The organism is Acinetobacter sp. YH12138, from assembly GCF_015218525.1.
Classification (GTDB): Bacteria; Pseudomonadota; Gammaproteobacteria; order Pseudomonadales; family Moraxellaceae; genus Acinetobacter; species Acinetobacter amyesii.
In genome coordinates this window covers 2,298,291-2,309,128 of record NZ_CP048670.1, presented here as the reverse complement: position 1 = coordinate 2,309,128, position 10,838 = coordinate 2,298,291, and the positions used below count along the sequence as shown (strand labels likewise).

The following is a 10,838-nucleotide window of genomic DNA, read 5'->3' as shown; positions in this document are numbered from 1 at the left end:
AATGACTAAATATGTGATTTTTAAGTGTAACTCAGTGTCAAAAATATCAAATTAACGTTTGAAACTTAAAGTTTGAGATGGGCTAATAAAGCCATCTAGCGGTTGATCCCATGCTTCTCGAACCAAGGGATCTTGAATGAGTTGAAAATCATGGCCAAGTCCTAAACGGTATGGGGTAGAGTGGGCAGTCGCTAATGTTTTATCGTAGAAGCCACCCCCCATACCAATACGTGTGCCGTACTTATCGCAAGCCAGCAAGGGCATTATTAAAAGGTCAAGGTGAGAAACATGCTTCCCGCGGCTTGCCATCGGTTCTTTCATACCGAGCGGGTGATGAGAAAAACGTTTACTAATATATTGATGACGTGAGATTTCAACCCAAACCAGTTGCTGATTCATGTTGCAAATCATGGGTAAATACACGTGTTTTTGATGTGCAAAACAGTAGTGGATGATCTTTTGAGTGTGAATTTCACCGAACGCATGTAAATACACGCCTATATGCTGACTGCTCTGAAAATGACTGAGTCTGACTAAACGCTGTAGGACTTGTTGTTCAGCTTGTCGTTGGGTCCATAGGTTTAGGCTACGACGCTGCTTGCGGAGTTGTTTACGAAGGCTGGTGGTGCTGAAAGTCATGATTCATTTCAAAGTAGCACAAAATTCTCAAGGCATTTTAACGCGTTCAAGCTTAAAAGTCCGAAAAAATAGGTTTTATCTTTTTTATATAAAGCGTTCCTTAAACACTAGTTAGCTTAAGGAACGCATACTTATTTAAGGTTTTTTTATACCAAGAATTTGCACATCAACACGGCGGTCTGCTTGTAAGCAAGCTTTTAAGGCATTTCGATCTTGCACATCAAAACAACCATTGGTTACAGGCTGAGTTTCACCTGCTGAAGCGAAACTTAATTTATCAGCAGCAATCCCTTGGTTCATTAAGTAATTTTTGACAGTTAGTGCACGTTGCAATGCAAGTTGCTGATTATATTTTTCACTGCCTAAACGGTCGGTATGGCCGGTAAGCTTAATCATATCAATACGTGCATATTGGTTATTAAGTTTAGTTGCTAGTTCATTCAAGCTTGATTTACCAGCAGGAAGTAAATCGGTTAATTTGCCACCATTAAATTTAAATAAAGAATCGGCAGCTAAATTTATATTATCTAAACTCGGTTCAATTGGTTTTATCACATTATTTAGAGCATTTTCTCTAATCGGGCAATTATTAATCGTAGTGCCATCATTATTTAATATAATAGGTTTGCCATTATTATCAACTGTAAGTAATAAGTTATTCAAAAGTGAATTTTCGTTTACACAATAGCTAACTGAATAATTTTCACAAAGATTTGTACAATTTTTCACCTTAAATTGGTATTCACCTTCTTTTAAATAAAAATCAGCAGAATTATTAATATAAAAATCACCGGCTTTAAAGTCATCTATATAGAGCTTAGTTGCACATTTTTGGTTCTTAGCTTGATCATCTGCGCATAATTTTTCATCACGTTGAACATGTATTTTGTATACATCAATAATATTGTTTTGAAACAATAAATTATCTGGTTTTGCATATTTATTTACGCCAGATAAAGTTGAACATGCGACAACTGAGCGTCCACAAGTTGAAGTGACTGTGACACCGAATGGTGACATCGTACAGACTTACCCTGATGACACCGATCCATCCACAATTACGCCTGACCAAATTACGGTTAAAGATCCAAATGGCAAAGACATTGTGGTTGAGTTTGGTACACCTGAGACTCAACCAGACGGTTCAATTACGGTAACGGGTAAAGTGCCAGAGGACGTTGAAGGCAAAGTTACGGTTAATGTACCAGAAGGTTCATATGAAGACACTTCGGGTAACCTGGGTCTACCAGGTACAGGCAACGAAAACATCAATATGGTTCCGCTTGTAGCAGAAGTGACGATTACACCAGATGGTAAGATCACTGTGACTTATCCTGATGATGTTGATCCATCGACAATTACAGAAGATAAAATCATTGTTGGAGGTCCAAAAGGTCCGATCGAAGTACCATTTACACCGCCAGTGGAACAACTAGATGGCTCATATGTGGTGACTGGTGAAGTACCTCCAGGTGTTGATGGTAACGTTACAGTAACTGTCCCTACAGATAGCTATGAAGATGAATCAGGTAATCCTGGTGAGGAAGTAGATAAAACTGTCCCAGTGGACAATATCGCTCCTGAAGTTGAGACAACCCAAGTGGTTACGATAGAAGATCAAAGTGTGACATTAACATGGGCGCATTTTGGTATTTCAGATGCAAATACAGCAAATGATCAGCTTGTTATTACGGTAACAAATCTGCCAAAAGACGGTGTATTGACAATCGTAGATGCTGCTGGGAATAAAACACCAATCATCGTGGGTCAAACACTATCTTATGCTGATATTAATGCCGGAAAAGTTGTATTTGCGCCAGATTTTAACGAAGCTTCAGCAACTGACGGCGGAGTATATGCAGGCCTAGAATTTAATGTTTCTGATGGTAAACATGTGACTTCAGGTGAATTGGAAATTGTTGTTGATGCAGTGGCAGATAAGCCTTCTTTAACATTAGATTTATTAGATTGGAGCCCAACGGCAGTTAATTTAAATATTCAAACTTGGAATAATCTTAAAACTGTTACTGTTGATGGAAAATCTTATAATTTATTGCAAGGTAATGGTAATGGCATGCCAGCAGATACCTTGAGAACGGTTTTTGAATACTTAACCAGTTCGAAAAATACAACTCTTCCACCTGCAAGCACTAGTGAAACTACAAGTTTGGTTGATTCAAGTGTAGCAACCTATGAAGGCGTTGCAATTACAGGTTATGTGTATTTGGAAGCTGGGCATACTTATAGCTATAAAGGTAAAGCAGATGATAGTGGTATGTTGATTATTGGAAACCAAGATCCTGTATTTGTGAGTTGGGGAGGCTTGAGCCAATCGGTAGACCTTAGCTTTACCGCTAAAGAGTCAGGGTTCTATACCTTTGATTTCTACATGCATAACCAAGCAGGTCAGGGTAATTATGATTTCCAATTAATCGATCAGTCACATGGTGATAAGATAAGTTATTATCCTAGTCTTGATGCTGCTGTATCAGATCTGAATAATTTTTATCAACAGACTAATCCTTCTGTGGAATGGCAAGTATCTGACTTGATTCAAGGAAGTAGTACCGATAAAGATCAAAATGGTTTCCATAGACCATATTTCAACCTAAGTGGTGAAGTTGGACAGGATATTTCTCTTGGTCTACTTAATACTAGTTTGAATGATCTCGATAGTTCTGAAAGCTTAACACTGAATTTCTCTGGTTTAGTTGAAGGTATGAAAATTTATGGTATTACAGAGGACGGAACTCGAGTATTGCTTGGAACTGCGGATACAAATGGCAATTTAAGTTTTGTCGCTGATGGCATGAGTATCGAAGGTTCAAGCTTAGTGGCGATTGCACCACCAAGTTTGGCTGTTACGGGTAATTCTTTACAGTTGAACGTGAAGCTTGAATCTCTTGCAACTGAAAAATCGAATGGTTCAACTGCAAGTTCAGAATTAGAGTTCGGTGTAATTTTGTATCCTGCTTCTGTAACAAACGCTGCACCTGAAATTGAAATTGAACCAGAAGTAGTCACTGTTGGTGCAGCTGTTTCCGGTCAAAAAATTGCTGCTTATGCTGCATCGGATGCAGATAATGATAGTCTGACTGTGACATTTGCTAATGGCTCGACAGTTAGTGCAGACGGTTTCTATCAATTATCAGTGGCTGATCAATCTGTAACCTTAACTCAGAAAGGTGCGGATCAGTTAAATTCAGGTGCTGCACTACCTTCGATAAGTCTTCAAGTTACTGATGGTAAGGTTACAACTCCTGTAACTGGCAATGCTGAACTCATTGAGTTAAAAGCAACATTAACAAGTGAAATTTCGGTATCAACTTCAACATCAGGTGGAACAAGTGGTGGTTCATCAAGTTCAGTGATTAAAGTTCCAAACCTAGGTACGATTTATAAAGATGCACAAGGTAATTATGTTTCTGATGATCTTGTTGCGGGTGCGAAAATTGTAGATATTGCTGCACAGATGCAAGCTATTATCAATGATCCACAGTATGGTAATGATTTCAATAAAATTAACGATGCGCTAAGAATCTTTACTAATTTGAAAAGTGAAATTAACGTTTCTGAAATTATTATTATCAATTGGGAGAAAATTAACAAAGTTCTGACTCAGAATGAGCTTGGGCTTAATTTCTCAAATAGTTTCCCTAAAGACTTTGGAGGTCAAAAAGGTACTCCGAGTGACTGGATTGTATTTGATGAAGCGTATTCAGGTGAAAAATATCCTGTCAATTCAATGATTTTAAACAACTCTGATACAACCAACTATATTGATGGTTTTAACTTGAGTATTACGGGTGTCCAAAATGTAAGTGGTTTCCAAATTAATATGTTGGAAGGTGTGCTATTTGCGGATGGAACTCAAATTGCTAAGACAGGTGAGAAAAATCAAAATGGACAGGATCAACTTGGTGTAATAGCTCCGGAAGCAGGCGCTCTAGAGAAAGTTTTACAATTTACTTTACATGCAGAAGTTTTAAATGATGCAGAGGCAAATGTGAATGTAAATGGTGTGAAATTTAAATCTGCTGCTCTTGATGCTTTAGTTGATGCCAAAGTTTCGGTAAATGGTATATCAGTAAGCAAAGATTCAGATGGGTATTATACTTATCAAGGCACTTCAAGTAGTCAAGTTGAAGATTTTGTCGTGAAAGTTACAGTCCCTGAAACCTCAATTCAAGATGTAAATGTACTTACAACTCAGCTCGAAACAGAGTTAGGAAACAGTAACAATGTGCTTCCTATTCAGGAAACAGTGACTGCGACAGCATCGTTTGCGATGTTCTCATTAGAACGTGAAAGTTTACTTATTGGTGATGATATTGTTTTTGACCTTCTTGCAGACGATAATTTGGGTGGAAATGCATTAACAACCGTAAATGATTTTTCTACAACTGACCAAATCGATATATCTTCATTACTTTCTGACGATGCAACTGAAGCGAATCTCGCAGAGTTTGTAACAGTAGCATATGACGAAGAAACTGATTCAGCTGTGATTTCAATTGACCGTGATGGCACATCAGGTACGGAATATGAATCACAAGATCTTGTAGTCTTGCTCAATCAAACGAGCAAAGTCGAACTAGATGACCTAATCAACAATAATCAAATTATTTACTAATCATTTGATGAACTAAAAAAGCACCTTCGGGTGCTTTTTTTTGCTTCCCAAAAAGTGAATGCAGATTGAAGACTTGGTTTTAATCAACAACTCATCGGAATTAAAACAAATACGCTATATCTACACTTGTATATTGAATAAGCTTTCTTTGCGCTTAAAAAGCGACACTTATCTGATGACGTAGCTCAAAAGGTATGCATAAAAACAAATTAATGGACAATAAAAATGAAAAAGAATCTCTGGATCAGGACAGTTCTTTGTATGACGGTTGCGGTGTCGCCACTTACTTTCGCAGCGACAACCACTGCACCCGTTCCACCCAATAGCCAGCAAGTCTTTTTTGTCGGCAATAACTGGGATGGTACGGTTACAGTCATCAATCCTGCAAAAAACTATCAGAAAGTTGGTGTCATCAATATGGTGCCCGACAAAAAAGAACGGCTCACTGAAATTTACCTTAACCCTGTAAAATTGATCGCCTATAGCTATATTCGTAATACAGCAGGAGAGGGAAATGATCAATTGGTCGATGACATGTATTCCACACCTGATGGTAAATCGGTAGTTGCATCACGCCCAAGTTATGCAGATGTAGTTTCGATTAACATAGCAACAGGAAAAATCAATTGGCGCACACCCGTTGAAGGATTTCGCGCAGACCATATGGCGGTTTCACCCGATGGGCAACAAGTTGCTGTTTCAGCATCTTCAGGGAATGTTGTACATATAATTGATATCAACACGGGCAAAGAACTAGGACGTTTTGCGACGGGCGATAAACCACATGAAAATATCTATTTTGCCAAAGGTACTAAAATCTTAAATTCAGCCATTGGTAATGTCGAAACAGCCATGGATGCATCTTGGCAAGACTTTACCAAAGGCAAACGCTACATCACGATCGCAGATGCTCAAAGCTATAAAGTCCTCAAAAAAATCGATTTTAGACCTGCTTTAGATGCTGTAGGACGTAAAGACCTGTCTAACTCAGTTCGACCGATTGTATTTAGTAAAGATGAATCCAAAATCTATGCTCAGGTCTCATTTTTTAATGGTCTGGTCGAATATGATCTCAATCAAGACAAAGTCACGCGCATTGCACAGCTTCCGGGAAGTACAACTATTCCCTCTGATCGCACGAAATGGGTAAATGACTCACGCCATCATGGGCTTTCGATCAGTGGAGATGGTGAAAAACTATGTGTTGCAGGAACGATGGATGATTATGCCACCATCGTCGATCGTAAAACTTTGACCGTGGCGAAATTGATTGCTGCAGGCAAACCGTATTGGGCAACGCAAAGTCCAGATGGTAAGCGTTGTGTCATTTCTGAAAGTGCCACAGATGCAGTAACAGTGATCGATTTCGCGACAGGTGAAAAAGTCATCACTGTGCCTGTTGGCAATCACCCACAGCGCGTTCGTTTAGGTTATGCACCAGCAGGATGGGGCAGTCAGTAAAACAGTTTAATTCAAATGAAAATGGAAAATTCAGAGTCAAATCGGCTCTGAATTTTTTAATTGAAGAACATTTAGAGATTGAATCATGTATAAGAAATGGATTGTTATCGGGTTAGTGGTTGGCTTGATTTTATTGTTGATGATTCAGTTATTAAAACCAAAGCAGCAGGAGGTTCATGAACAGCTACCATTAGATCAACAAAAAGTGTCTGAAACACGTTCAGAGCGAACTACAGAAAATGTATTGCAGCATTCAAGTTCTAATTCCAAACAATCAATACTCGACAGAGAAACGCACTCTGAGCTATTACAGCAACGTGAACAGGTATATCAACAATTTCAGCAAATAAACACGCTGATGAGTCAGGGACAGCAGCCGAATCAAAATCAAGTACTCGCTCTACTCGAGCAACAATATAATTTGGTTAAAAAAGGCGTTGTGAAATTGGATGAAGCCATTTCATCCATTCAATATTTACGACAAATACTTCCTGAAATGGACAGAGCTTTGGATAGACAGTTAGCTAAACTGGAACAACTCAAAAAATGAATTAACTTGAGTAAATAAACTTTTAAACTAACCAAACTTAAATGAAATAATTATGGTGAAGAACAAAAGTAGAGGGGCACGGAAATAGAATAGTAAATTAAAAAAATTTTTTAAATCAAATGCTTGTAATTTAAATAAGGATTTGGAAAATAAACACTCCGAAGATGCCGCTGCAAATGTCGTGACCCTGAACCCGATGAGTTCAAGGTGGACGCGACGTACACTCGCTGGGTTTCCCACTCGAGGAGGGCATACGCTCAGAATATACAGAACACATCCATAAGTTTAAGTATCGGCAGGGGATTAGACCTAGCTGGCGAACACCTCAGAGATGTGCTCAGTATAACGAATTCAGCGTTATTGGCAAATCACCAAACACTGACAAAGTGTTTAAAATGAAGCAATCGGGCAAAGTATAATCACTAAACCACCGATTAATCAGTCAATTCTTCAACTTGTTCCAAAATATTTTGCAACAAAAGTTCGCAGTTTGCATATTCTTGCAAACTCTTATTCATTGACAGGACTTCTTGCATTAATTCAAGTGCGACCATAATGATCAGCTTACTCGGTTCCATACGTGGTGCTTTACGACGAAATTCATCGTATTTGTCATTCAGTAATTGTGCTGCGCGTTCTAAATCGGCTTGTTGGTCAGAAGTAGTTGCTAAACGGAAACTATGACCTAGAACTTTTAAATCAACTGCAATTTGTTCACTCATGATCAAACTTCCTCATTACTTTCAGTCGGATGTGCCAATTGTTGAATTTCTTGCGCATGTTGATCTTGAGCTGTACCTAAAATAGCTAAACGTTGAATAATCGCTTCAACTTTTGCTTTGGCATGTTCATTTTTTTGCAATAAACGTTCACGTTCTTGCTGCAAACCTTGAATTTCTTGTTGAGCATGACGCTGTTCATTTTGCATCTTTTCTTTAACGATACGTAGCTCATTACGTTCTGCCAAAATTTCTTGAAAACGATTTTTTAGATCAGTACAGCTTTTTTCAAGACGGCTATATCGGTCAGCCAAAGCAGTTGCATCAGTATTCAGCTGGTGAAGTTGAGCACGTGAATCAGTTAATTGCTCATTCAGCGTATCAATTTCTTCTTGTTTGGAGGTGATAATACCGTTCTTATGTACAATTTGAGCATGATGGTGCTCATCAGACGAGTTTTTCTCATCTTGTAGGGCATTATTTTCGCTTTCAAATTGCGCCAGTCGCTTTTTTAAAACGCTAATATGCGCTTGGAGACGCTGTAATTCTTCTAACATAACGTAGTCGCACAGTCTTGCAAACAAAGGTAATATATACGAAGTATAGAGATTGGATAAGCGAATGCAAGACGATATTTCAGGTTGGTCAGATTGGTCCCAGAATTTTTCTAAAATTGAAGAAATTTCAAGCCCAAGTGAGTTACACGGTCTACTCACTGGTATAGTTTGTGTGTCACAACCCCCGAGTCGTGAAGAGTGGCAACAAATTTTAGCAACGCTTGATGTAGCTGAATTAGACGAAGATGCGGTGGCATTGTTGACTGAAGAAGCAGAAGATGTAGCTCATTCACTTTCAGATGATGAACTCGACTATCTTCCTTTATTACCAGATGATGATCACTTGCTAGGTGAGCGTGTGCAAGCCTTGGCAGATTGGTGTGCAGGTGTGGTTCTTGGTTTTGGTTTGGCGGCAGGTCATCTGCGCACCAATGAACAAGAATTGATTGAGCATTTACAGGATGTCGCTTCAGTAGAATTTGAAGATTCAGATGATGATGAAGAAGGTGAAGAAAGCTATCAGGAATTATACGAATTTGTTCGTTTAATCCCAGTGAGCCTTTCTATGGGACGTACCAAAGTTGATGTTTCAGAAACACCGTTGCTACAACTGAGCGCTAAAAATTCATCGGCTCAAGTGGGTAATGTGGTTGAAATGTTCACCCCACATCGTCCAAGCTAAGGCATTAATTTTGCTTATATCTATGTGAGGTATTACGTGTTTTTATACATTCCTCACATAGATTGAGAGATTCATATTCCATTGAATCAAAATTTAAACAATATCAGCTAGCAGGTATAAGAAGTATTTAAATGAAGAAATTAACTCAAGCGGATTTTCAAGAACGTCGAGACATCCTTGCGGGTGAAATGGGACTACGTAGTATTGCAATTATTGCCACGAGCAAAGAAGCCATGCGTAATCGCGACGCAGATTATAAATTTCGAGCTGATAGTAGTTTCTTTTATTTAACAGGTTTTGCTGAACCTGAAGCGGTTGCAGTGATTGAAACCTTTGATAGCGAAGAAGAAGGTTATAGCTATAGTTTGTTCTGCCGTGAACGTGACCGTGAAATGGAAATTTGGAATGGCTACCGTGCGGGTGTAGATGGGGCTGTAGAAGATTATGAAGCTGATGAGGCTTATGCCATTGATTTATTAGACGAAGAAATTTTAGAAAAATTACAAAATAAAGATAAATTATTCTACCGTATTGGGCAGCAACCAGATTTTGATGCTCGTGTGGCGCAGTGGATTTCGGCTGCAAGTGGTGAATCACGTAAGGGTGCAAGTGCGCCTGCTCAAGTCATTCAACTAGATCGCATCATTGATGAAATGCGTCTGCACAAATCTGATGATGAACTTGAATTGATGCAAATTGCTTCGGATATTTCAGCAGAAGCGCATACTCGTGCCATGCAAACGGTTAAACCGGGCATGATGGAATATGCACTAGAAGCAGAACTGAATTATGTCTTTGGTAAAAATGGCTGTGTGCCTTCCTATAACAGCATTGTCGGCGGCGGTGAAAATGGCTGTATTTTGCACTATGTGGAAAATGACAAAGAACTCAAAGATGGTGATTTGGTACTGATTGATGCAGCATGTGAATATCAGCTCTATGCCTCAGACATTACCCGTACTTTCCCAGTCAACGGTAAATTCAGCCCTGAACAAAAAGCACTTTATAATATCGTACTCGATGCACAAATTGCGGCGATTGATGCGGTGCGTATCGGCAACTCTTATAAAGAACCACATAACGTTGCAGTGCGTATTCTAGTTCAAGGTTTATTGGATCTTGGCATTATGCAAGGAGATATTGACGAAATCATCGCAAAAGAAAGTTACCGCCAATTCTATATGCATGGTACGGGTCATTGGCTTGGTATGGATGTGCATGACGTCGGTTCATACAAGCAAGAGGGTGAATGGCGTGCCTATGAAGAAGGTATGGTTGTGACTGTTGAGCCAGGTCTTTATATTGCGCCAGATGATGAAACAGTGGATGTAAAATGGCGTGGTATTGGTATCCGTATTGAGGATGATGTTATAGCGACTCAAAATGGTCCACGTGTATTGACGGCTGCAGTAGTCAAGTCGGTGGAAGACATTGAAGCCTTGATGGCAAAGTAAAATTTACGAAATAAAAAGCCGGTCAAATGATCGGCTTTTTTTATCTATAAGCAGTCATATAAATACTAGTCATATAAATAAGGTTAATTAGCAATGTAGTTGATTTTCTGATGTTAAGTTTTTACAAAAATTAGATATAAGTC

General features: G+C 38.9%; 9 protein-coding genes and 1 other RNA gene. 5 read left to right on the top strand and 5 right to left on the bottom strand.

Annotated elements, in window-relative coordinates:
• Positions 1-51: 51 nt before the first annotated feature.
• Together G0029_RS11205 and G0029_RS18285 are read right to left on the bottom strand one after the other, a co-directional pair.
• Complete coding sequence (locus G0029_RS11205; RefSeq protein ID WP_180079045.1) at positions 52-639, bottom strand: 5-formyltetrahydrofolate cyclo-ligase; 588 nt, start codon at positions 637-639, stop codon at positions 52-54.
• A gap of 135 nt (positions 640-774) precedes the next feature.
• Complete coding sequence (locus G0029_RS18285) at positions 775-1,659, bottom strand: OmpA family protein (protein WP_227591816.1); 885 nt, start codon at positions 1,657-1,659, stop codon at positions 775-777.
• Here G0029_RS18285 and G0029_RS11195 point away from each other — a divergent pair.
• The 3 genes from G0029_RS11195 to G0029_RS11185 all read left to right on the top strand — a co-directional run bounded on the left by G0029_RS11195 (position 1,640) and on the right by G0029_RS11185 (position 7,283).
• Positions 1,640-5,272 carry a cadherin-like domain-containing protein gene (locus G0029_RS11195; protein WP_180109798.1) on the top strand — a complete coding sequence of 1,211 codons (3,633 nt, stop codon included), beginning with the start codon at positions 1,640-1,642 and terminating at the stop codon, positions 5,270-5,272. The two genes, G0029_RS18285 and G0029_RS11195, sit on opposite strands and share 20 nt — an antisense overlap.
• Positions 5,273-5,533: 261 nt before the next feature.
• Entirely contained in the window at positions 5,534-6,733 is a 1,200-nt protein-coding gene (locus G0029_RS11190) for a YncE family protein (RefSeq protein WP_227591920.1), read from the top strand.
• 85 nt (positions 6,734-6,818) lie between these two features.
• Positions 6,819-7,283 (top strand): hypothetical protein, encoded by a 465-nt coding sequence (locus tag G0029_RS11185; protein WP_180107602.1) that lies wholly within the window; start codon positions 6,819-6,821, stop codon positions 7,281-7,283.
• Positions 7,284-7,435: 152 nt separating this feature from the next.
• Here G0029_RS11185 and ssrS read toward each other — a convergent pair.
• The 3 genes from ssrS to G0029_RS11170 form a co-directional block, all read right to left on the bottom strand.
• Positions 7,436-7,618, bottom strand: a non-coding RNA gene (gene ssrS / locus G0029_RS11180) — 6S RNA.
• 99 nt (positions 7,619-7,717) lie between these two features.
• A complete protein-coding gene (locus G0029_RS11175) occupies positions 7,718-8,005 on the bottom strand; it encodes a cell division protein ZapA (RefSeq protein ID WP_168378082.1) in 288 nt (95 codons plus the stop codon).
• A 2-nt stretch (positions 8,006-8,007) separates the two neighbouring features.
• Positions 8,008-8,559 (bottom strand): hypothetical protein, encoded by a 552-nt coding sequence (locus tag G0029_RS11170; RefSeq protein ID WP_180107603.1) that lies wholly within the window; start codon positions 8,557-8,559, stop codon positions 8,008-8,010.
• Positions 8,560-8,623: 64 nt separating this feature from the next.
• On the opposite strand from G0029_RS11170, the gene G0029_RS11165 reads away from it, so the two are divergent.
• Positions 8,624-9,241, top strand: a complete 618-nt coding sequence (locus G0029_RS11165) for a UPF0149 family protein (protein ID WP_111885849.1) — start codon at positions 8,624-8,626, stop codon at positions 9,239-9,241.
• Between the two features lie 131 nt (positions 9,242-9,372).
• Complete coding sequence (pepP, locus tag G0029_RS11160) at positions 9,373-10,695, top strand: Xaa-Pro aminopeptidase (protein ID WP_180085785.1); 1,323 nt, start codon at positions 9,373-9,375, stop codon at positions 10,693-10,695.
• Positions 10,696-10,838 lie beyond the last annotated feature (143 nt).